The sequence below is a fragment of the Microbispora sp. H10885 genome, assembly GCF_014161415.1.
In the GTDB taxonomy this organism is placed as follows: Bacteria; Actinomycetota; Actinomycetes; order Streptosporangiales; family Streptosporangiaceae; genus Microbispora; species Microbispora triticiradicis.
This window is the reverse complement of sequence record NZ_JABBWY010000001.1, coordinates 271,306-292,948: the sequence shown is the minus strand read 5'-3', so window position 1 is coordinate 292,948 and position 21,643 is coordinate 271,306. Positions and strand designations below refer to the sequence as shown.

Sequence of the window (21,643 nt, the reverse complement as noted above, 5' to 3'; positions counted from 1 at the left end):
CTTACTTAATCTATTGAAGTTAGTCAACCTCCGAAGCGACGAGGGAATAGGGAAGCGCGACGGGCTCGGCGTCCAGCCGCTCCGGCAGACGGGCGGCCTGGCTGAGGGGCACCAGTTCCGACTCCAGCACCAGCGCGGCGGCGCCGACGGCGGAAGCGGTGGCGGCCGAGCGTGAGAGCCGTACGTCCACAGGCTGCGCGGCGCGCGAGAAGGCCGTCCGCTGAAGCTCCTGCTGGACGACGGGAAGGTAGACCGAGCCCGCGATCGCGAAACCCGGCCCGGTCAGCACGAGGACTTCGAGGTCCATGATGTTGGCCAGGCTGCGGGCCGCCGCCGCGATGTAGCGGGCCGACCTCTCCAGCAGCGCCAGGGCTCCCGGCTCGCCCCTGGAGGCCGCCCGGCTGATCGCGGCGAAGTCGGCGACGGTCGAGACGCGCCTCCGACGGTTCCCCAGGCCGACAGCCTCGGCCAGCGCGGCGTCCGCCTGCACGGCCGTCACCACCGCGGCTGTGCCGGCCATCACCTCCGCGCAGCCCCGGGCTCCGCACCAGCACTCAGGACCGTCCATGTCGACGCAGATGTGCCCGAATTCGCCCGCGTTGCCATTAGGGCCGCGGTAGGTGATGCCGTTGATGACCAGGCCGGCGCCGATCCCCGTACCGAGATGGACGACCGCCGCCGATGTGGCGCCGCCGAAGCCGCCCGACCAGTGCTCACCCAGCGCCGCGGCGGTGGCGTCGTTGTCGAGCACCACCGGCAGGCCCGTCGCACGCTCCAGCGCTTCGCCCAGCGGGAACCCCTCCCAGTGCCGCATGGTCGGCGGAGCGAGACCCACCCCAGGAGCGGAGCTGCGCGGACCAGGAGAGACCAGGCCGACGCCGAGCACGCGTCCGCGCTGCACGCCGATGCTCTCGATCAGCCTGGAGATCTCCTCGGCCGTCCGCGACACGACGGTGTCCGGCTCCTCCGCGCCGGCGCCGCGCCGCACGATGCGGGCCACCACGGTTCCGGCGAGATCGGTCAGGACGTACGTCATGGCGCCGTGGTCGAGATGCACGCCCACCGCGTAGCGGGCGGTGTGGTTGAGCTGGAGCAGGATCCGCCGCTTGCCACCCGTCGACTCGGCGCGGCCGGTCTCCACCACCAGGCCCTCCTCGATGAGCCGGCGGACCAGCGCCGAGATCGTGGGCCCGGTGAAGCCGGTGGCGGCGACCAGCCCGACGCGGCTGATCGTGCCCGCGGCCCTGATCGCGTCCAGGACGGCGGCCTTGCTGCTCGCGTGCGGCTTCGCCCTTGCTCCTGCGCTCACTGCCACCCCGCCTTGGCCTGAATCCCGTCGGCCAAGGGCGCGCGCACAAGCCCGCTCCGAGACCCCATAGAGCCGCACATTACGCCGGAGCCGCCTGCTCTGAAATTTTCACGACCCGTTGACTTACTTAAGTCGGCAAATTAACAATGCTCAGCATCGTTCGAGAGGACTTCGCGCTATGTCCATCAAGACACCCCGCGCGGCGGCTGGACTCGCTGCGTTGATACTGGTCGCCGGATGCTCCTCGTCCGGAGGCTCGCCGGGGCAGGCGGCCGGAGCGAGGTCCGGGGCAGGCGGCTCGGCGGCCTCCTCCGAGCCTCTGGTCGTGTACACCGGCGGATCAGGTGACATCCAGCCCATCTTCAACCCGTACCTGCCGGGGGCCCTCGGCGGCGGAGGAACGATCTTCGAGCCGCTGTTCTTCTACAACACCGTGCGCAGCGAGGGCGCACCCAGGCCCCGGCTCGGCGAGAGCTTCTCCTGGAACGACGACGGTACGGAGCTGTCGATCTCGCTGCGCAGCGGCGTCAAGTGGTCCGACGGCCGGCCGTTCACCGCTGACGATGTCGTGTTCACGCTGAAAATGATCACGGAGCACAAGGCCATGAACGGCACGGGCTACCGGGGCAAGGCGACCGCCACCGACGCCACCCACGTTGTGATCAAGTTCGACGAGCCGGCCTTCGTGGACGGCCCGCAGGTGCTCGGCCGGATCTGGATCGTGCCCGAGCACAAGTGGAAGGACATTCCCGACCCCACGAAGGAGCAGCTGCGCGAGCCCGTCGGCACCGGGCCCTATCTGGTGGATGAGCTCAAGCCCCAGGCGTTCACGTTGAAGGCGAACCCGGACTACTGGGGTGGCGAGCCCGCCGTGAAGAAGATCCGTTTCCCCTCGCTGTCGGGCAACCAGTCCGGCGCCACCGCGCTCAAGGCCGGCCAGATCGACTGGCAGACCGGACCGGTGCCGGACATCGCGAACGTGGAGCAGAGCTATCCCGGGTACAAGCTGATCACCACTCCGGTGAACCAGATGGTGCTCGACACCTGCGCCAATGCCGAGCTGGGGTGCAAGGGCCCGCAGACCGACCCTGCCGTCCGCCAGGCGATCTACCATGCCGTCAACCGGACTCAGTTGAACGCGCTGGCCTTCGAGAACACCAGCGCCGAGATCTCGCCGAGCATGGCCCTGCTGCAGCGGGACCAGGCGGTCATCTCCGGCCGTCTGCAGAACAAGGTCGCGCCGATGCAGCCGGACGCGGCGAGGGCGCAGCAGATCCTCGAGAGCGCGGGCTACGCGAAGGGCGCCGACGGGATCTACGTCAAGGACGGCAGGCCCGTCAAGCTGACACTCAAGACGGTCGCAGGATGGACCGACTACATCACCGCGGCCGACACACTGGGCCAGCAGCTGGCGAAGGCCGGCATCAAGGTGACCGCGCAACAGCTGTCGTACAACGAATGGGCCGACGCGCGGGGGCGTGGCGACTTCGAGCTGATGCTCGACTCGTTGTACCAGGGCCCGGCCGCCGACCCGTTCTACGTCTACAGCTACTTCTACAGCACCGACAGTACCGACAAGGTCGGCGGGACGCCCGGCGCGAACGTCAGCCGCTTCTCCGATCCTGACGTGGACAAGGCCATCGCCGAACTGAAGAAGATCAACGTATCGGACACCGCGGCGCGGCAGCCGTACTTCGACACGATCCAGACCCGCGTCGAGCAGTCGATGCCCTATGTCCCGCTGCTCACCCAGGGGACGATCAACATCTACAACGCCAGGAAGTTCACCGGCTGGCCGACCAAGGAGGACCTGTACGCCTTCCCGGCGGCCTGGCAGGCCCCGGACGCCTCGGAGATCTATCTACGGCTCAGGCCCACGGGCAAGTGAGCCGATGCGGTACTACCTCCGCAAGTTCGGTTTCTACCTGGCCGCCCTGTGGGCGGCGGTCACACTGAACTTCTTCATCCCCCGGATGATGCCGGGCGACCCCGTGAGCATCCTGATGGCGAAGCTTCAGCAGCGGGGCGGCTCGGTGAACCCCGAGGCTCGCAGAGCCTACGAACTGCTGCTCGGCACCGACACGGGCGAGCCGTTGACCAAGCAGTATCTGTCCTATCTCGGCAACATGCTGCACGGCGACTTCGGAATCTCGGTCAGCGCCTACCCGGTGCCCGTCTCGGAGGTCATCGCGACCTCCCTGCCCTGGACGGTCGTGCTGGTGGGCATCGCGACGGTGCTGTCGGTCCTGGTCGGCGCCGGGCTGGGAATGGTGGTGGGTTGGCGGCGAGGCACCTGGCTCGACTCGCTGGTGCCCGCGACCACGGTGCTGGCGGCGGTGCCGTACTTCTGGCTGGCGCTCGTCCTCGTCGCCGTCTTCGGGTCCGCGCTGGGCTGGTTCCCGCTCATCGGCGGCTACGACGTCGACTTCACCCCCGGGTGGAACCTCGACTTCCTCGGCTCGGCCGTCCACCACGGCATCCTGCCCGCGCTCACGATCGTGATCTCTTCGGTGGGCGGCTGGCTGCTGGGGCTACGCAACATGATGGTGTCCACGTTGTCCGAGGACTACGTGCTCACCGCCACCGCGAAGGGGCTGCCGGACAGGCGCGTGATGATCTGGTACGCCGCGCGCAACGCGGCACTGCCGTCGATCGCCGGGTTCGCCATCTCCCTCGGGTTCGTGGTGGCCGGTTCCATCGTCACCGAACAGGTGTTCTCCTACCCCGGCATCGGCTCCAAGCTGCTTGAGGCCGTGCAGAACAACGACTACGCGCTCATGCAGGGCATCTTCCTGGTCACGACCGTGGCGGTGCTCGGAGCCAATCTGGTGGTCGACCTGCTCTACGGCGTCATCGACCCCCGAACCCGCGCGGGAGGGAACGCATGACCGATCCCGGTCCGGATTCCCCGGCGCCCCGGCGCGCCGTGCTGCCCCGGTTGTCGCCCAAACTGGTCACCGGGCTCGCCCTGATCACCGCGATCATCCTGTTCGGCGTCGCCGGCCCGCTCCTCGTCGGCGATCCGGACGCGATCAACGACATCGGACTGACTTCGCCCGGTGGAGGCCACGTCCTCGGCACCACGCAGATGGGCCAGGACGTGCTGGCCCAGATCGCGTACGCGACCAGGGGATCGCTTTACATCGGCGTGCTCGTCGGCGTGATGGCCACGGTACTGTCGGCGCTGTTCGGCATCGTGGGCAGCTATGCCGGCGGCGTCGTGGACGAGGCGTTCTCCCTGTTCTCCAACGTGATGCTGGTGATACCCGGCCTCCCACTGGTCATCGTCATCTCCGCGTTCGTACCGCCCGAGCAGCGAGGGGCGTGGACCATCGCGGTGGTGCTCGCGATCACCGGCTGGGCCGGGTCGGCCCGGGTGCTTCGCGCGCAGACGCTGACGTTGCGCAACCGGGAGTACGTCCTGGCCGCCCGCGTGGCGGGGGAGCCGGCATGGCGGATCATCACCGTCGAGATCCTGCCGAACCTCCTGCCGCTGCTGGCCTCCCAGTTCGTCTTCTCGGTGATCGCGGCGGTCCTGTCAGAGGCCGGTCTGTCGTTCCTCGGGCTTGGCGCTTCGAACTCCTCCACCCTCGGCACGATGCTCTACTACGCCCAGAACGGCTTCGCGCTGCAACGCGGCGCCTGGTGGTGGTTCGCGCCACCGGGCCTGATCATCGCGCTGTTCGGATGCGGCCTCGCACTGGTCAACTTCAGCATCGACGAGATCACCAACCCCAAGCTGCGCGCCGTACCACGCCGGATCCGGCACCCGCGGCGCGAGCCGGCGCCGGTCGGGCGGCCCTCGCAGGACGTCGTGGTGAGTGTGCGGAACCTGTCGGTGACCTACGGAAACACGGTACGGGTGGTCAAGGACGTGTCGCTGGAGGTACGGCGGGGCGAGATTCTGGGCCTGGCCGGCGAGTCGGGCAGCGGGAAGACGACGCTCGCATACGCGATCAACCGCCTGCACCGGCCGCCGGCGGAGGTCACCGCCGGATCGGTCACCTTTCATCACCGGGACGGAGGGGACACCGACATGCTCGCCCTGCCGTCCGGCGAGCTGCGGGCCTTCCGGTGGTCGCAGATGTCGGTGGTGTTCCAGGGAGCGATGAACTCGCTGAACCCTGTCATGACGATCCGGGCGCAACTGGAGGACGTACTCACCACGCATCGCCCCCAGCTCTCGCGAAGCGATCGCCGGGCGCGCTGCGCCAGGGCGTTGGAGCTGGTGGGCGTGGACCCCGCGCGGCTGCGCTCCTACCCCCACGAGCTGTCCGGAGGCATGCGACAGCGCGTCATGATCGCAATGGCCATGCTGCTCGACCCGCAAGTCATGATCATGGACGAGCCGACCAGCGCCCTGGACGTGGTGGTGCAACGAGGCATCCTCCGCGAGATCCTGCGCCTGCGCGACGAGCTGGGATTCGGGATCGTGCTCATCACCCACGACCTTCCCCTTCTGCTTGAGGTCAGCGACCGCATCGCCGTGATGCTGGGCGGGGAGATCGTCGAGTGCGCGGCGGCCGAGGAAATCCTCGCCGGACCCCGCCATCCCTATACCCGGCGCCTGCTCGAATCGTTCCCCAGCCTCACGGGTGAGCGCGGCGCGTTCGTCCGCACCGGTGAGGCCACCGGAGGTGCACGGTGACCACGCTCGACGTGCAGGACCTCGTCAAGGACTTCCGCATCCGGACCGGTCTGCGCGGACGGCGGCTGCGGGCCGTGGACCACGTCTCGTTCACGCTCACGCCCGGCCGTACGATCGCCCTGGTCGGGGAGTCGGGTTCGGGCAAGTCCACGATCGCCAGGATCATCGCCCGGCTGGAACGGCCCACCGCCGGACAGGTCGTCTTGAACGACGACGGCGGCCGGGTGTCCGATCGGGCGTACCGCGACCACGTGCAGATGGTGTTCCAGGACCCGTTCTCCTCACTGAACCCCTTCCACACCGTGGAGCATCATCTGATCCGCCCGCTGCTGCTGCACGGGCAGGCCCGCACCGGAGCCGAGGCCCGGGAGAAGGCCGGCGACCTGCTGGAACGGGTCAACCTACCGGCACGCGACATCGTTCACCGCCGCCCGCACGAGCTGTCCGGCGGCCAGCGGCAGCGGGTCGCCATCGCCCGCGCGCTCGCGCCGGGGGCGAAGGTGATCGTGGCCGACGAGCCCGTGTCCATGCTGGACGTCTCCATCCGGCTGGGCGTGCTGAACCTGCTGGCGCGCCTGCAGCGCGAGGAGAATCTCGCCGTCCTCTACATCACACACGACCTGGCCACCGCACGGCACTTCTCCGACGACATCCTCGTGCTCCACCGAGGCCGGGTCGTGGAGCGCGGCCCGGCCGACGAGGTCATCCTCGCCCCGCGGCACCCCTATACCCGGCTCCTGGCCGCCGCCTCGCCGGACCCGGAGGCGCGTGGCCGTTCGTTCGACATCGATGCGGCGGCTGTCGTGGCCGCCGGCGAAGCTCCCGCCTACGACCATCGGATCCAGTCGTGAGGCGGCAGATCTCCGGATCCGCAAAAGGAGAAAGAGGAAAGCCCCATGAAACACCGCGTCGCGTTAGTGACGGCGGCCGTCGGCCTCGTGGCCGCGGGCGCCGCGCTCGTGAATGCACCGGCCTCGGCCGCCGCCGGCGGCTGCTCAGTGAAATACAAGGTCGCAGGTGAGTGGTCGGGCGGCTTCCAGGGTGACGTCTCGATCACCAATCTGGGCGACCCGCTGACCAGCTGGACGCTGGAGTTCGACTTCCCCAGCGCCGGTCAGGGTGTGAACAATGGCTGGAGCGCCGACTGGTCGCAGACCGGCGCCCACGTCACCGCCAAGAGCCTGAGCTGGAACGCCAAGGTGGCCACCGGCGCCTCGGTGTCGATCGGCTTCATCGGCAAGTGGAGCGGGAGCAACCCGGTTCCCACCGCGTTCAAGGTCAATGGCGTCGCCTGCACCGGCCAGTCCCCCAGCCCCAGTCCAAGTCCCAGCGCGAGCCCAAGCGCAAGTCCCAGCGCGAGCCCCAGCTCAAGTCCCAGCTCAAGTCCCAGCGCGAGCCCCAGCGCGAGTCCCAGCCCTGATCCCGTTGGCCCCGCACCCCAGCTGCACGTCTCCGGCAACAAGATCGTGACGGCGGCCGGGAAGCCGTACCGGCTGCTGGGCGTCTCCCGCTCCAGCGGCGAGTTCGCCTGCGTCCAGGGCAAGGGGATGTGGGACTCCGGCCCGGTGGACCAGGCGTCGGTCGACGCGATGAAGAGCTGGAACATCCACGCCGTCCGCATCCCGCTCAACGAGGAGTGCTGGCTCGGCCTCAACGGCTCGCCCAGCGGCGCCGCCTACCAGCAGGAGGTCAAGAAGTACGCCGACCTGCTGGTCGCCAACGGCATCACGCCGATCCTCGACCTGCACTGGACCTCGGGCGCCTTCAGCAACGGACCGGACTGGCACTGCAAGGACGCCACCGCGACGTGCCAGAAGCCGATGCCGGACGCGCAGTACGCTCCCCAGTTCTGGACCGGCGTCGCGAAGACCTTCAAGGGCAACAACGCGGTGGTCTTCGATCTGTTCAACGAGCCGTACCCGGAGGTCGGCAGCGACTGGAACAAGACCTTGGGCTGGCAGTGCCTGCGAGACGGCGGCACCTGCACCGGCATTCCCTATGAGGTGGCCGGCATGCAGGACCTCGTCGACGCGGTCCGGGCGACCGGCGCGACCAACCTCCTCATGGTGGGCGGCCTGGAGTGGGCCAACGACATGCGGGAGTGGCTGGCGTACAAGCCGAACGACCCGCTGAACAACATCGCCGCATCCTGGCACTCCTACAGCTTCAACGCCTGCGCCACGGCGGCCTGCTGGGACAGCCAGGTCGCTCCGCTCGTCGCGAAGGTCCCCGTGGTGACCGGTGAGTTCGGCGCGGACAACTGCGGCTACGACTACATGGACCAGCTCACGAAGTGGGCGGACAAGAACGGCGTGTCGTACCTCGCCTGGACCTGGAGCCCGTGGGGCTGTAGCACGGGCGCGGTGCTCATCAAGGACTACGCCGGCACCCCCGAGCCCGGCATCGGCGAGGGCTACAAGGCGCACCTGCTCACCCAGAACCCGTACGCGTGATCACCTGTCCTGACCGCAGGTGACTGTGCCGGGCCCAGCCATCGGACCGCGGTGGCTGGGCCCTTAACGGCTCGCCAAGGAGCGTCACATGACCAACCCTCGTATGCACGCCTTCAGGAGCCGCCTGGGCGGCCTGGCCTACGGAGGCGACTACAACCCTGAGCAGTGGGACCGCGCCACCTGGCGGGAGGACGTCCGGCTGATGCGTGAGGCCGGAGTGAACCTGGTCTCGCTGGGGATCTTCGCCTGGGTCGCGATCGAACCGGAGCCCGGGGAGTACGAGTTCGGCTGGCTCGACGAGGTCATGGACCTCCTGCACGAGGGCGGCGTCAGCGTCAACCTGGCCACCCCCACCGCCGTGCCGCCCGCCTGGCTCACCCAACTGCACCCAGAGGTCTTCCCCATCATGGAGGACGGCCGGCCTCTCGGCTTGGGCAGCCGTCAGCACTTCGACCACGCCTCCCCTGTCTACCGTGAGTACGCCGCGAACATCGTCACCCGGCTTGCCGAGCGCTACTCCTTCCACCCGGCTCTCGCGATGTGGCATGTCAACAACGAGTACGGCCCCACGTCGTACAGCCAGGCCGCCGCCGGCGGCTTCCGCCGCTGGCTCCGGCGCAGGTACGGCGACCTCGACACCCTCAACGCCGCCTGGACCACCAGCTTCTGGGGCCAGGTCTACACGGACTGGAACCAGATCGAGGTGGCCAACGTCATGAACGTCTGGATGAACCCCGCTCGCCGCCTCGACTTCCGGCGCTTCACCTCCGACTCCCTGCTCGAGTGCTACCTCGCCGAGCGTGACATCCTCCGCTCCTTCCGCGACGACATCCCCGTAATGACCAACCTGATGTCCTTCTACCCGCACGCGGACTACTGGAGGTGGGCATCGGAACAGGACGTCGCCGCCCTCGACGTCTACCCCGACCCCGGCGATTCCGAATCGCACATATCGACCGCATTCCACTACGACATGTTCCGCTCACTGAAGAACGGTCAGCCGTGGATGGTCATGGAGCAGGCCGCGAGCGCCGTCAACTGGAGGAACGTCAACCTGGCCAAGGAACCAGGGCGGATGCGGCTCGGCTCGCTGCAGGCGCTGGCACGTGGATCCGACTCGGTGATGTTCTTCCAGTGGCGGGCCGCCCGGGGCGGGGTGGAGCGCTTCCATTCCGCGATGGTTCCTCACTCCGGGCCGGACTCGCGGACCTTCCGGGAGATCGCCGACCTGGGACGCGAGCTGAGCCTCCTCGCCCCGGTGGCGGGTACGACGATGCGGTGCGCCGACATCGCGATCCTGTTCGACTGGGATGGCCGGTGGGGGCTGGAGGACACCGGATGGCTGCCCCGTGACGACTTCGACTATGGCGAAATCGTGCTGCGCCACCATCGGCCGCTGTGGGAACACCACCACACGATCGACGTCGTGTCTCCCGGAAGCGACCTGGCGCCGTACAAGGTCCTGATCATCCCCAACGCGTACCTGATCGACGACGAGGGCGTCGCGGCCGTCACCGAGTTCGCCCGCGCCGGTGGCACCGTCGTCATGTCCTTCTTCTCAGGGGTCGTGGACGAGTGCGACCGCGTCCGCCCCCACGGCTATCCGGGAGCGTTCCGCCACCTCATCGGGGCAAAGATCGACGAGTACTGGCCGGCGCGTCCCGGAGAGCGGTTCGCGGTCCGGTTCGCCGACGGGCGCACCGCCACCGCGAGCTGGTGGCGGGAGGACATTCATCTGGAAACCGGCACCGCGCTGGCGAGATACGCCGACGGGCCGCTGGCAGAGCGCGCCGCGATCGTCGAGAACGCCTACGGCTCCGGCCGGGTCGTCTACTTCTCGACTCTCCTGGACGACGCCGCCTTCCATGCCGTCCTTCTGGACCAGATCCGGATGGCCGGGGTCACGGATCCCTTCCCGGGCCTGCCCACTCACGTCGAGTGCACGGTACGGGAGGGCGATCGGAACGAGTACCTCTTCCTGCTCAACCACAGCCCCGACGTGGACGTCGCCGTTCCCCTGGATCGCTCGGGAGTCGACCTGCTGACGGGCGCCGCGGCAACCGAAGAGATCACATTGGCTCCCCTCGGCGCCGCCGTCATCCAGACGACACGGCGAACCAGCGGAGAAGGACCGCGGTGACCCCGACCGGATCCAGGCACCCCTCCTGATAGACGGCTCCGGCGACGTCAGGCTCGTACGTCCAGCTCGAGGAGGGCCAGCTCGCCCTGCAGGACAAGCACGGCGCCGCCGATCGCCGCCGCGTCCGAGCTGCTGACCGAGGTGACCACCCGGACCGGGTGCGCCCGCCGGGCGAAGGTGCGCCGTTGCACCTCCTCCTCGATCACCGACTGGTAGATCGACGCTGCGGTGGTGAAACTGGGGCCGGCGAGCACGATCAGGTCGAGGTCGAACAGGCTCGTCATCGTGACGGCGGCGGTACCCAGATGGCGGGCGGAGCGCTCGATCAAGGTCAGTGCCGCTGGGTCTCCGGCGACGGCGGCGGTCGCGATGCGGGCGAACCCGGTCATGACGTCGGTATCCGCAGGGTCGAGTTCAAGCCGTTGACCGAGGCTCGATTCCTTCAGCGCCTGCCTTATCACGGCGGCGGGTTCCACGTAGTTTCCAAGGCAGCCGAAGTTGCCGCAATCGCATGGTCCTCCATTGAAGTCGATGGTGATGTGGCCGATCTCGACGGCGTTGGAGGAGACGCCGCGGTACACCTCGCCGTCGATGACGACGCCCCCGCCGAGGCCACTGGCCATGTAGAGGCACCCGTAGGTACCGGACTCCACCGCCCCCAGCCAGTACTCGCCGATCGCCGCGGCCGCCGCGTCGTTGTCGAGCAGCACCGGCAGGCCCAGGAGTTCGGACAGGCGCGGCGCGACCGGATATCGGAACCACTCGGCGGTCGGCTGGTGGGTCAGCAGCACGCCCGCCTGCCGGTCCTGTGGTCCGTAGGTCGCCAGCCCCACGCCGAGCACTCTGCCGCGATCGACTCCGGCGGTCTCGATCAGGGCGTCCACACGCGAGGCCACCAGCGAGAGTGCCTGCTCGGGAGGCAGCAGCGCCGTTCCGGGGAACGCGGTCCTGGCCACCTGCCGGCCGGTCAGATCGACGATGACGATGATGCAGATGTTGCGTTCGAACAGCACTCCCACGGCGTACCGGGCGTGCGGGTTGATCTGCAGCAGCGTCGGAGGCTTGCCTCCGGTCGACGCGCCGCGCCCGACTTCGACGACCAGCCCGAGGTCCATGAGCTCACGAACGACCTGGGTGATGGTCGCCGCCGTGACTCCGGTGTCGGCGGCGAGCTCGACCCGGCTGATGGTGCGTGCCTTCCGGATCCTGTTGAGCACGATGCCGCGGGTCTTCGGCCTCCCCGCCCCGATGGGGCTGGTCGCCATTCGGCCTCCCTTGAAGCCACCGACCGACCACAGGTGCGAGGCTCGGTGGGGACGTGTCTCACGTGATTCAGCGACAACGGTTCATTGATCAATGAACTATTTTCCCACCGTCCTATGGGACGCCGCGCCGTCCTCCAGGGGGTGCCGGAAAGGTCGAGCCGGGTGTGGGGCGGGCCGGGTGGGTCAGGGCGTCGACACCGGGGAGGCGAGGGGGAGCTGAACGACGAAGCGGGCCCCGCCACTGGGAGAGGGTTCGACCCACACGGATCCGTTGTAGGTCTTGACGATCTCCCGGACGATGCTCAGCCCGAGGCCCGTGCCGGCGTCGCCGCGCAGAGGCTCGCTCGTGAGCTGGTACAACCGATCGAAGATGTGCTCCCGCTCGTGCAGGGGAATGCCGGGGCCGTCATCGGACACCGCCAGCCGTGCGAAGCGGTCGCCGCATCCGACGTCGACCCGCACGCTGTGCCGGGCGTGGCGCTGGGCGTTGTCCAGCAAGTTGGTCAGAATCTCGCGCATCTGCGTATGCATGGCTTCGACCTGACCACCGGAAGTGGAACTCACCTCGACGGGTATCGGGTCGGTTCGGGCAGCGACTTCCTGCCTGACCAGCTCGCACAGATCGATCATCTCGATTCTCTGGGCGACACGACCCCGGGCGATCAGCAGGAGGTCGGTCGCGAGCGCCTCCAGTCGATCCACCTCCCGCAGCACCTCCCTGAACGCGCCTGGGTGACCGGCGTGATCAGGGTCGGCGATCGCCTCTTCCACACTGACGCGTATGCCGGCCAGCGGGGAGCGGATCTCGTGGGCGACGGTGGAGGCGAACTGCCGCTCGCGGTCCAGCATGTCCAAGCTCACGTTGATGTTGCCGACCAGCTGGCTCATCTGCGTCGGATCCCGATGGTGGGTGATCTGGTCGTACTCGTCCCTGACGTTGATCCGGGCGAGGTCGTCTGAGATCACGCCGACCCGACGCAGCAGCCGGCGGACCACGATCACGCCGGCGAGCAGGGCAGCCGGCACCCCCAGCGCCTTCCGCAGACGACTCCATGAACCAGTGCCGCTGCCCCACACCGCCCGGTGCCGCCGTCCACGCAAACTCAGCATGTGTCTACATTGTCCCTCGCACTGGCCTTCGCACAACCAGATGGCCTTCTGACCAGCGAAAACAGTACGCTCATCGCGTTCGGGAATATGTAGGTCGCCGCGGCCACAACTCGGCCGGTTCCCCTGCGACTGTGGTCGCCGGGCACGGAGTTGCTTCGCACCTGACGCTCCCGCTGGGGAACTTGCCACTGCTCATGCGAGGCAGATGACGGTCGGGAAGGGGTGGTGCGAGGGAACGGCAGGCGGGATCCTGGCGTGGGAGACGAAAATGCCGTCGGGGTGTTCCACAAGCCGACGAGGGACACGCGTCACAGGAGCCGTTCTCGCTGGTAGGACCCGACACGGCCAACGTCGAAGGTGGCGTGGTTCCGGTTCTCCCGCTCGGGCCGATACGCAGCGGCGGCGGAGCGAGTTGTCTTCACGATCTGGAATAGCCGAAGGGGATGGTCCCGTGAGCGTTCCGAGAACAGCAGAGCCCCACAAGGTGGTGCTGGCCACCTACAGCGGCTACGACGCGGCCCAGCACGCCGTGGACGTCCTGGCCCGCCACGACTTCCCGATCACACACGTCACCATCGTGGGCTGCGATCTGCGGTGGGAGGAGAAGGTGCTCGGGCGATGGGGCCTCGGCAGGGCGCTCCTCACCGGCGCGGGTACCGGCGGCTGGATCGGTCTTCTCATCGGCTTGATATTCGCGATCTTCAGCCCGTGGGCCGGGTGGGCCATCGGCTCCTCGATCGCGCTCGGGCTGATCTTCGGCCTCGTCTGGGGTGCGATCAGTCACGTGGTCCAGCACCGGGCGTTCGCCTCGATGCCTACGGTCGTCGCCGACCACTACGACATCCTCGTGGACCCCGGATTCGCCGACGAGGCCCGGCGAGTGCTCACCGACGCTCGTGAGGCCGCTGCGCTCAGGTGAGCGCCAGGAGGGGATGAGGACATGGGCAAGGCGGTGGGCATCGACCTCGGCACGACGAACTCGGTCATCGCGACCACCGAGGACGCGCATCCGACGGTAGTCCCGAATGCCGAGGGGTCGCGCACGACTCCCTCGGTGGTCGCCTTCACGGACCAGGGCGAGGTGCTGGTGGGCCAGATGGCCAGACGCCAGGCGATCCTCAATCCGAAGGGCACGATCTATTCGGCCAAGCGCTTCATCGGACGCAAGTTCGACGAGGTGCAGAGCGAGATCAAGGCGGTCTCGTTCGACGTCGTGCCGGGCCCGGACGGCGCCGTGCGGTTCAAGGTGCGCGACAAGCTGTACGCGCCGGAGGAGATCTCCGCCTTCGTGCTGCGCAAACTGGCCTCGGACGCCGGGAAGTTCCTGGGAGAGAAGGTCGACGAGGCCGTCGTCACGGTCCCCGCGTACTTCAACGACGCGCAGCGGCAGGCCACCAAGGACGCCGGCAAGATCGCCGGCCTGGAGGTCCTGCGGATCATCAACGAGCCGACCGCGGCGGCCCTGGCATACGGCCTGGACAAGAAGGGCAACGAGACCGTTCTCGTGTTCGACCTGGGCGGGGGCACGTTCGACGTCAGCGTCCTCGACATCGGCGAGGGCGTCATCGAGGTCCGCGCCACCTCGGGCGACACTCACCTGGGCGGCGACGACTTCGACCGGCGCATCGTCGACCACCTGGCCGACGAGTTCCACCAGCAGCAGGGCATCGACCTGCGGCGCGATCCGCAGGCCCTCCAGCGGCTGTTCGAGGCCGCGGAGAAGGCCAAGGTGGAGCTGTCGGCGGTCACCCAGACGCAGGTCAGCCTGCCGTTCATCACGGCCGACGCGACCGGCCCCAAGCACCTGAACACGACGCTCATGCGCTCGACCTTCGAGCAGATCACCCACGACCTGCTCGAACGCTGCCGGGGCCCGGTGGAGCAGGCCATGGCCGACGCGAAGCTGACGACGAACGACCTCGACGAGGTGATCCTCGTCGGCGGCTCCACCCGCATGCCGGCCGTGCAGCAACTCGTGCGGCGGCTGACGGGCAAGGAACCGAACATGACGGTCAACCCGGACGAGGTCGTGGCCGTCGGCGCGGCTGTCCAGGCCGCCATCATCAAGGGTGAGCTGAAAGACGTCGTGCTGCTGGACGTCACGCCGCTGTCGCTCGGCGTCGAGACGCTCGGCGGCGTGATGACGAAGATCGTCGAGCGGAACACCACGATCCCGGCCCGCCGCACGGAGACGTTCAGCACGGCGGACGACAACCAGTCGGCCGTGGACGTGGTCATCCTGCAGGGCGAGCGCGAGCGGGCGGCCGACAACCGGGTGCTCGGACGGTTCCGGCTGGAGAACATCCGGCCCGCGCCGCGCGGCGTGCCGCAGATCGAGGTCACCACCGACATCGACGCCAACGGCATCCTGAACGTCTCCGCCAAGGACAAGGACACCGGCGCCGAGCAGCGGATCACGATCAGCGAGAGCTCCAACCTGGACAAAAGCGAGATCGACCGGATGGTCGCCGACGCGGAGCGGCACCGCAACGAGGACGCGCAGCTTCGCACCGTGATCGACGCCCGCAACGAGCTGGACTCGGTCGCCTACCAGGTGGAACGCCGGCTGTCCGAGCTGGGCGACGCGGTCCCGGTGCACGAGAAGGCCCGGGCCGAGCAGCTGATCATGGAGGCGCGCCAGGCCGTCAAGGAGGAGGTGCCCGTCGACCGGCTGCGGGGCCTGACCGCGGAGCTGCAACAGGTCTACCACGGCCTCGGCGCGGCGGCGTCCACCGCCCAGGCCCAGACTCAGGGGCGGGCTCAGGGCGGGCCCGGCCAGGCCGCCGCCGGCCCCTCGGACGAGGACGTCATCGACGCCGAGTTCACCAGCTCCGATTGACGTGGCGTGACATGACCGAGCAGAACGGGACGCCTCCTCCTGAGCCTGAGCCGGCCGATGAGGAGACGCGTAGCGCGGAGGAGAAGCTCGCCGAGCTGGAGGACCGGTGGCTGCGGGCCGTCGCCGAACTCGACAACCTCCGCAAGCGTGCCGCGCGCGACTTGGACCGGCAGCGGATCGACGAGCGCACGCGCGTCGCGGCGGAGTGGCTGCCGGTGGTCGACAACCTCGAACTCGCGCTCAAGCACGCGGGCGCCGACGCCGACGCGGTGATCGAGGGGGTCCGGGCCGTCCGCGACCAGGCGGTCGGCGTGCTCGCGCGCCTCGGCTTCCCGCGCAGGGACGACGTGGGCACGCGGTTCGACCCCGCCAGGCACGAGGCGGTCAGCACGGTCGCCGTCCCGGACGCCGACCCCGGCACCGTCGTCGAGGTCGTACGGCCCGGCTACGGCGACGGAGCGCTGCAACTGCGCCCGGCCTCCGTCGTCGTCTCCACGAAAGCCGACGAGTGATGGCGGAGCGCGACTTCTACGAGGCTCTCGGAGTGCCGAGGACGGCGGACCAGGACGAGATCCAGCGGGCCTACCGGAAGCTGGCCCGCACCTACCATCCCGACGTGAACAAGGCCCCGGACGCCGAGGACCGCTTCAAGGAGGTCTCGGAGGCGTACGAGGTGCTGTCGGACCCCGGGACGCGGCGGCGGTACGACGCGTTCGGGCCGGACTTCCGCCGGGTGCCCGAGGGCGTCGACCCGGCGGCGTACGCGCGCGCCCGCGCCGGAGCGGGAGCCGGCGCGGGGCCGGGCTGGGCGGGGCCGGGGCCCGTCTGGGCGCGCGGACCGGGCGGGGAGGAGATCCACTTCACCACCGGCGAGGGCTTCGAGGGCATCGACCTCGAAGACCTGCTCGGCGGCGTCTTCGGCAGGCGCAGGCGCGGCGCGACCGGCCGCGGCTGGGGCCCTGTGCCCGGCGCCGACCAGGAGGCCGAGCTGCCGCTCACGGTCGAGGAGGCCTACCGCGGCGGTCGGCGGACCATCACGATTCCCGGCCCTGGAGGCGGGCGGACCCTCCAGGTGAACATTCCCCCCGGGGTGACCGACGGCCGGCGGATCCGGCTCGCGGGCCAGGGCGGCCCGGGCGGCGACGGCGCCGGTGCGGGCGACCTCTACCTGATCGCGCGGATCGCCGACCACCCCCGATACCACCTGGAGGGGCGAGACATCCACGTCCGCCTCCCGCTGACGCCGTCGGAGGCCGCGCTGGGGGCGACCGTCGCGGTCGACACGCCTGGCGGGGAGGCGAAGGTCAAGGTGCCACCGGGCACCTCGTCCGGGCGCCGCCTGCGCCTGCGCGGACAGGGCATGCCGAACCCGCGCGGCCGGCCCGGAGACCTGCTGGCCGAGGCCCGGATCATGGTGCCGCCCACACTCGGCGACGAGGAGCGCCGTCTGTACGAGCAACTGGCCAGGGCCTCGGCGTTCAACCCGAGGAGTCCGTCATGACCTTTCCGCTCGTCCGGCTCGCCCAGGTGGACGCCGGGCACCTGGACCTGGAGTCCTTCTCCCGGGCCACGGGACTGCACCCGGAACTGGTGCGTCGCCTCGTGGCGCTCGGGCTGATCGACGCCTGGACCGGCTTCACGGGCGACCTGTGCTTCCCGCCCGCCCAGGTCGCCGCCGTGGGGCGCCTTCAGCGCCTGCACGCGGGACTCGCCGTCAACTACGCCTCCCTCGGCCTCGTGACGGACCTCCTGGACCGCATCGCGGAGCTGGAGGCGGCTCTGCGCACCCGTACGAGATGGACCGGAGACAGATCGTGGACCTGAACCGCCTGACGCAGAAGTCGCAGGAGGCCCTGCACGACGCCCAGACCGCGGCGATCCGCTTCGGACACACCGAGGTCGACGGGGAGCACCTGCTGCTGGCGCTGGTCCGGCAGCCCGACGGGCTCGTCCCGCGCCTGCTGTCCGCCGCCGGCGCCGACCCGGACAAGCTCCGGCTCGAACTGGAGCACGAGCTGGAGCGGCGGCCCCGCGTCACCGGTCCCGGCGCCGCTCCCGGCCAGGTCTACGTCACCCAACGGCTGTCGCGGCTGCTCGACGCCGCCGAGCGGGAGGCCGGCCGGCTGAAGGACGAGTACGTGTCGGTCGAGCACCTGCTGATGGCGCTGCTGGACGAGGGCGTCGACAGCGCGGCGGGTCGGCTGCTCAAGGGACACGGGCTAACCCGTGAGCGCTTCCTGCAGGTCCTGACGCAGGCACGCGGGAACCAGCGGGTGACCTCCGCCAATCCGGAGGTCGCGTACGAGGCGCTGGAGAAGTACGGGCGCGACCTCGTCGCCGCGGCGCGGGCGGACAAGCTCGACCCGGTCATCGGGCGGGACGGCGAGATCCGCCGGGTCGTCCAGATCCTGTCCCGCAAGAGCAAGAACAACCCGGTCCTGATCGGCGACCCGGGCGTGGGCAAGACCGCGATCGTGGAGGGCCTCGCGCAGCGCATCGCGCGCGGCGACGTGCCGGAGGGCCTGAAGGACAAGACGATCTTCAGCCTGGATATGGGCGCGCTGGTCGCCGGGGCGAAGTACCGCGGCGAGTTCGAAGAGCGCCTGAAGGCCGTGCTCACGGAGGTGACGGCGTCCGAGGGGCGCATCCTGCTGTTCGTCGACGAGGTGCACACGGTGGTCGGCGCGGGTGCCGCCGAGGGGGCGATGGACGCCGGCAACATGCTCAAGCCGATGCTTGCCCGCGGCGAGCTGCACATGATCGGCGCGACGACCGTGGCGGAGTATCGCAAGCACATCGAGAAGGACGCTGCGCTGGAGCGCCGCTTCCAGCCCGTCTTCGTCGACGAGCCGTCGGTCGAGGACTCCATCTCCATCCTGCGCGGGCTGCGCGAGCGGCTTGAGGTCTTCCATGGCGTGAAGATCCAGGACGGCGCGATCGTCGCCGCGGTCGTGCTGAGCCACCGCTACATCTCCGACCGCTTCCTCCCTGACAAGGCGATCGACCTGGTCGACGAGGCGTGCGCCATGCTCCGTACGGAGATCGACTCGATGCCTGCCGAGCTGGACGAGCTGACCCGCCGGGTGACGCGGCTGGAGATCGAGGAGGCGGCACTCGCCAAGGAGGACGACCCGGCGAGCCGGGAGCGCCTGGAGACGCTACGCAAGGAGCTGGCCGACCTGCGGGCAGAGGCCGACGCCATGCGGGCCCAGTGGGAGGCCGAGCGGCACGCCCTGCGCAAGGTGCAGCAGCTGCGCGAGGAGATCGAAGGCGTACGCCGGGAGGCCGAGCAGGCCGAGCGCATGTACGACCTGAACCGCGCGGCCGAGCTGCGACACGGCAGGCTTCCCGAACTGGAGCGCAGGCTGCGTGCCGCGGAGGAGCAGCTGGAGAGCAAGCAGGGCGGGCACCGGCTGCTGCGCGAGGTGGTGACCGAGGAGGAGATCGCAGGCATCGTGTCGCGGTGGACCGGCATCCCGATCAGCCGCCTGCAGGAGGGTGAGCGGGAGAAGCTGCTACAGCTCGACGAGATCCTGCACCAGCGGGTGATCGGCCAGGACGAGGCCGTGGAGGCGGTCGCCGACGCCATCATCCGCGCGCGCTCCGGGATCAAGGACCCCCGTCGCCCGATCGGGTCGTTCATCTTCCTCGGGCCGACCGGAGTCGGCAAGACCGAGCTGGCCAAGACGCTGGCTGAGGCATTGTTCGACACCGAGGAGAACATCGTCCGCGTCGACATGAGCGAATACCAGGAGCGCCACACCGTCAGCCGCCTCGTCGGCGCCCCGCCCGGGTACGTCGGCTACGAGGAGGGCGGCCAGCTCACCGAGGCCGTGCGGCGCAAGCCCTACTCCGTGGTGCTCTTCGACGAGATCGAGAAGGCGCACACGGACGTGTTCAACACCCTGCTGCAGGTGCTGGACGACGGGCGGCTCACCGACGCCCAGGGGCGCACGGTCGACTTCCGCAACACCGTGATCATCATGACGTCCAACATCGGCTCGCACTACCTCAGTGAGAAGGCGGCGCCGTCAGGCGAGATCGACCCGGAGGTGCGCGAGATGGTCATGGCGGAGCTGCGCGCCCGCTTCCGCCCCGAGTTCCTCAACCGCATCGACGACATCGTGCTGTTCAAGCCGCTCACCGAGGCCGAGATCGAGCAGATCGTCAAGCTGATGTTCAACGACATCAGAGCGCGGCTCGCCGAGCGCAGGATGACGCTCGAGATCAGCCCGGAGGCGGTCCGCCACATCGCCGAGCGCGGGTTCGACCCGATCTACGGAGCCCGCCCGCTGCGGCGTTACATCGCCCGCGAGGTGGAGACCCGGGTCGCGCGGGCGCTGATCGCCGGCGACGTCCGCGACGGCGCGACCATCCGGGTGGAACTCTCCGGCGGCGAGATCGTGGTCACGTACGAGAACCCGGAGGGCTGACCGATGCCGCCGAAGGTCGTGGAGTCGAGCGTCGTCCGGTGCCCGCACTGCGGGCGCAACAACCGCGTGCCCCGGGCGGATGCCGGGGTCCCGCGCTGCGGCGAGTGCCGCGAGTCACTGCCCTGGGTGGTGGACGCGGGGGACGAGGACTTCGCCGAGGTCGCGGAGGACTGAGCAGTGGGAACGCGTGATCCGCGTTTTCGAGCTGCTGCTCTGGAAGCGAGGACATCATGAAGGCAGTCGTATACGAAGGACCCCGGCAGGTCGGCGTCGAGAATGTGCCGGACGCGCGGATAGAGATGCCCACCGACGTCCTGGTCCGTGTCACCACGACCAACATCTGCGGGTCGGACCTGCACATGTACGAAGGCCGGACCGACCTGGAGCCGGGCCGTGTCCTCGGCCATGAGAACCTCGGCGAGGTGGCCGAGGTGGGGCCGGGAGTGGTACGCGTTCGCGTCGGCGACATGGTCTGCGTGCCGTTCAACGTCGCGTGCGGCTTCTGCGCCAACTGTGAGAGAGGCCTGACCGCCTTCTGCCTCACCACCAATCCGGAGCCGGGGGTGGACGGGGCCGCTTACGGCTTCGCGGACATGGGCCCGTACAACGGCGGCCAGGCCGAGCTGCTGCGCGTGCCGTTCGGCGACTTCAACTGCCTGGTCCTGCCGGACGACGCGCGGGAGAGGCAGAGCGACTACGTCATGCTGGCCGACATCTGGCCCACCGGCTGGCACGCGACCCAGCTCGCCTGTGTGCAGGCCGGCGACTCGGTCGTGATCTACGGGGCGGGGCCGGTCGGCCTGATGGCCGCCTACTCCGCGACGTTCAAGAGCGCGGGCACGGTGATGGTCGTGGACCGCCACCCGGACCGGCTGGCCAAGGCCGAGGAGATCGGGGCGATCCCGATCGACGACTCCAAGACGTCGCCGGTCGACCAGGTCATGGAACTCACGCACGGCAGGGGCGCCGACCGGGGTTGCGAGTGCGTGGGCTACCAGGCGCACGACCCCCAGGGGCACGAGCATCCCAACATGACGCTGAACAACCTCGTCAAGTCGGTGCGGTTCGCCGGGACGATCGGGGTCGTGGGCGTGTTCATTCCCACGGATCCCGGCAGCCCCGACGACCTCTACAAGCAGGGCGAGATCGCCTTCGACTACGGGATGTTCTGGTTCAAGGGCCAGACCATGGGCAACGGCCAGTGCAACGTCAAGAACTACAACCGGCAGCTCTGCACCCTCATCCACCAGGGGAAGGCCCGGCCGTCGTGGATCGTCTCACACGAGCTGGATCTGGACGACGCGCCCGGCGGTTACGAGCACTTCGACCGGCGGGATCCCGGCTGGACCAAGGTCGTCCTGCATCCCGCCGGCATCGCCTGACCCTCCCGTGGGGGCCGCGGCCCCGCGGTCCGACCGCTGGCAGTGAGGGGGAGCCGGCAGAGGA

The 21,643-nt window shown here is 69.2% G+C and carries 17 protein-coding genes; 14 read left to right on the top strand and 3 right to left on the bottom strand.

All coding sequences use genetic code 11. The features are described 5' to 3' along the window. Nucleotides 1–19 precede the first annotated feature (19 nt). A complete protein-coding gene (locus HHX37_RS01315) occupies nt 20–1,309 on the bottom strand; it encodes an ROK family transcriptional regulator (RefSeq protein ID WP_182881767.1) in 1,290 nt (429 codons plus the stop codon). 178 nt (nt 1,310–1,487) lie between these two features. On the opposite strand from HHX37_RS01315, the gene HHX37_RS01310 reads away from it, so the two are divergent. The 6 genes from HHX37_RS01310 to HHX37_RS01285 all read left to right on the top strand — a co-directional run bounded on the left by HHX37_RS01310 (nt 1,488) and on the right by HHX37_RS01285 (nt 10,550). Continuing rightward, nucleotides 1,488–3,197, top strand: a complete 1,710-nt coding sequence (locus HHX37_RS01310) for an ABC transporter substrate-binding protein (RefSeq protein WP_182881766.1) — start codon at nt 1,488–1,490, stop codon at nt 3,195–3,197. 4 nt (nt 3,198–3,201) lie between these two features. Next, complete coding sequence (locus HHX37_RS01305) at nt 3,202–4,197, top strand: ABC transporter permease (RefSeq protein WP_182881765.1); 996 nt, start codon at nt 3,202–3,204, stop codon at nt 4,195–4,197. After that, on the top strand, nt 4,194–5,957 hold the full coding sequence (locus tag HHX37_RS01300; RefSeq protein ID WP_182884238.1) for a dipeptide/oligopeptide/nickel ABC transporter permease/ATP-binding protein: 1,764 nt from the start codon (nt 4,194–4,196) through the stop codon (nt 5,955–5,957). Before HHX37_RS01305 ends, HHX37_RS01300 begins: the two co-directional genes overlap by 4 nt. Next, nucleotides 5,954–6,808 carry an ABC transporter ATP-binding protein gene (locus HHX37_RS01295; protein WP_182884237.1) on the top strand — a complete coding sequence of 285 codons (855 nt, stop codon included), beginning with the start codon at nt 5,954–5,956 and terminating at the stop codon, nt 6,806–6,808. Before HHX37_RS01300 ends, HHX37_RS01295 begins: the two co-directional genes overlap by 4 nt. Nucleotides 6,809–6,874: 66 nt before the next feature. Continuing rightward, complete coding sequence (locus HHX37_RS01290) at nt 6,875–8,410, top strand: cellulase family glycosylhydrolase (protein WP_310740227.1); 1,536 nt, start codon at nt 6,875–6,877, stop codon at nt 8,408–8,410. Between the two features lie 88 nt (nt 8,411–8,498). Next, complete coding sequence (locus HHX37_RS01285; RefSeq protein WP_259406127.1) at nt 8,499–10,550, top strand: beta-galactosidase; 2,052 nt, start codon at nt 8,499–8,501, stop codon at nt 10,548–10,550. 47 nt (nt 10,551–10,597) lie between these two features. Here HHX37_RS01285 and HHX37_RS01280 read toward each other — a convergent pair whose 3' ends face one another. After that, nucleotides 10,598–11,815, bottom strand: coding sequence for an ROK family transcriptional regulator (locus tag HHX37_RS01280; RefSeq protein WP_182884235.1), 1,218 nt, complete (start codon nt 11,813–11,815; stop codon nt 10,598–10,600). A gap of 183 nt (nt 11,816–11,998) precedes the next feature. Further along, nucleotides 11,999–12,925 carry a sensor histidine kinase gene (locus HHX37_RS01275; protein WP_182884234.1) on the bottom strand — a complete coding sequence of 309 codons (927 nt, stop codon included), beginning with the start codon at nt 12,923–12,925 and terminating at the stop codon, nt 11,999–12,001. Between the two features lie 451 nt (nt 12,926–13,376). Between HHX37_RS01275 and HHX37_RS01270 the strand changes: the two genes are divergently transcribed. From HHX37_RS01270 to HHX37_RS01235, 8 genes are read left to right on the top strand one after another with little or no spacing between them, the layout of a single operon-like run. Beyond that, nucleotides 13,377–13,844, top strand: a complete 468-nt coding sequence (locus HHX37_RS01270; protein ID WP_182884233.1) for a general stress protein — start codon at nt 13,377–13,379, stop codon at nt 13,842–13,844. A 21-nt stretch (nt 13,845–13,865) separates the two neighbouring features. Continuing rightward, the gene (gene dnaK / locus HHX37_RS01265) at nt 13,866–15,764 is read left to right on the top strand and encodes a molecular chaperone DnaK (protein WP_182884232.1); all 1,899 of its coding nucleotides are present in this window, start codon (nt 13,866–13,868) and stop codon (nt 15,762–15,764) included. Nucleotides 15,765–15,775: 11 nt separating this feature from the next. After that, nucleotides 15,776–16,276 carry a nucleotide exchange factor GrpE gene (locus HHX37_RS01260; RefSeq protein ID WP_182881757.1) on the top strand — a complete coding sequence of 167 codons (501 nt, stop codon included), beginning with the start codon at nt 15,776–15,778 and terminating at the stop codon, nt 16,274–16,276. Next, complete coding sequence (locus HHX37_RS01255; protein ID WP_182884231.1) at nt 16,276–17,265, top strand: DnaJ C-terminal domain-containing protein; 990 nt, start codon at nt 16,276–16,278, stop codon at nt 17,263–17,265. The genes HHX37_RS01260 and HHX37_RS01255 overlap by 1 nt, the downstream gene beginning before the upstream one ends. Continuing rightward, nucleotides 17,262–17,588 (top strand): chaperone modulator CbpM, encoded by a 327-nt coding sequence (locus HHX37_RS01250; RefSeq protein WP_182884230.1) that lies wholly within the window; start codon nt 17,262–17,264, stop codon nt 17,586–17,588. The genes HHX37_RS01255 and HHX37_RS01250 overlap by 4 nt, the downstream gene beginning before the upstream one ends. Then, nucleotides 17,579–20,197, top strand: coding sequence for an ATP-dependent chaperone ClpB (clpB, locus tag HHX37_RS01245; RefSeq protein ID WP_182881754.1), 2,619 nt, complete (start codon nt 17,579–17,581; stop codon nt 20,195–20,197). Before HHX37_RS01250 ends, clpB begins: the two co-directional genes overlap by 10 nt. 3 nt (nt 20,198–20,200) lie before the next feature. Beyond that, complete coding sequence (locus tag HHX37_RS01240) at nt 20,201–20,371, top strand: hypothetical protein (protein WP_182884229.1); 171 nt, start codon at nt 20,201–20,203, stop codon at nt 20,369–20,371. Between the two features lie 56 nt (nt 20,372–20,427). Continuing rightward, nucleotides 20,428–21,579, top strand: a complete 1,152-nt coding sequence (locus HHX37_RS01235; protein WP_182884228.1) for a glutathione-independent formaldehyde dehydrogenase — start codon at nt 20,428–20,430, stop codon at nt 21,577–21,579. Nucleotides 21,580–21,643: the final 64 nt, after the last annotated feature.

Coding starts and splice junctions, on each gene's coding strand:
- HHX37_RS01310 (WP_182881766.1), top strand. CDS start 1,488: ATGTCCATCAAGACACCCCGCGCGGCGGCTGGACTCGCTGCGTTGATA.
- HHX37_RS01305 (WP_182881765.1), top strand. CDS start 3,202: ATGCGGTACTACCTCCGCAAGTTCGGTTTCTACCTGGCCGCCCTGTGG.
- HHX37_RS01300 (WP_182884238.1), top strand. CDS start 4,194: ATGACCGATCCCGGTCCGGATTCCCCGGCGCCCCGGCGCGCCGTGCTG.
- HHX37_RS01285 (WP_259406127.1), top strand. CDS start 8,499: ATGACCAACCCTCGTATGCACGCCTTCAGGAGCCGCCTGGGCGGCCTG.
- HHX37_RS01280 (WP_182884235.1), bottom strand. CDS start 11,815: ATGGCGACCAGCCCCATCGGGGCGGGGAGGCCGAAGACCCGCGGCATC.
- HHX37_RS01275 (WP_182884234.1), bottom strand. CDS start 12,925: ATGCTGAGTTTGCGTGGACGGCGGCACCGGGCGGTGTGGGGCAGCGGC.
- dnaK (WP_182884232.1), top strand. CDS start 13,866: ATGGGCAAGGCGGTGGGCATCGACCTCGGCACGACGAACTCGGTCATC.
- HHX37_RS01260 (WP_182881757.1), top strand. CDS start 15,776: ATGACCGAGCAGAACGGGACGCCTCCTCCTGAGCCTGAGCCGGCCGAT.
- HHX37_RS01255 (WP_182884231.1), top strand. CDS start 16,276: ATGGCGGAGCGCGACTTCTACGAGGCTCTCGGAGTGCCGAGGACGGCG.
- HHX37_RS01250 (WP_182884230.1), top strand. CDS start 17,262: ATGACCTTTCCGCTCGTCCGGCTCGCCCAGGTGGACGCCGGGCACCTG.
- HHX37_RS01240 (WP_182884229.1), top strand. CDS start 20,201: ATGCCGCCGAAGGTCGTGGAGTCGAGCGTCGTCCGGTGCCCGCACTGC.
- HHX37_RS01235 (WP_182884228.1), top strand. CDS start 20,428: ATGAAGGCAGTCGTATACGAAGGACCCCGGCAGGTCGGCGTCGAGAAT.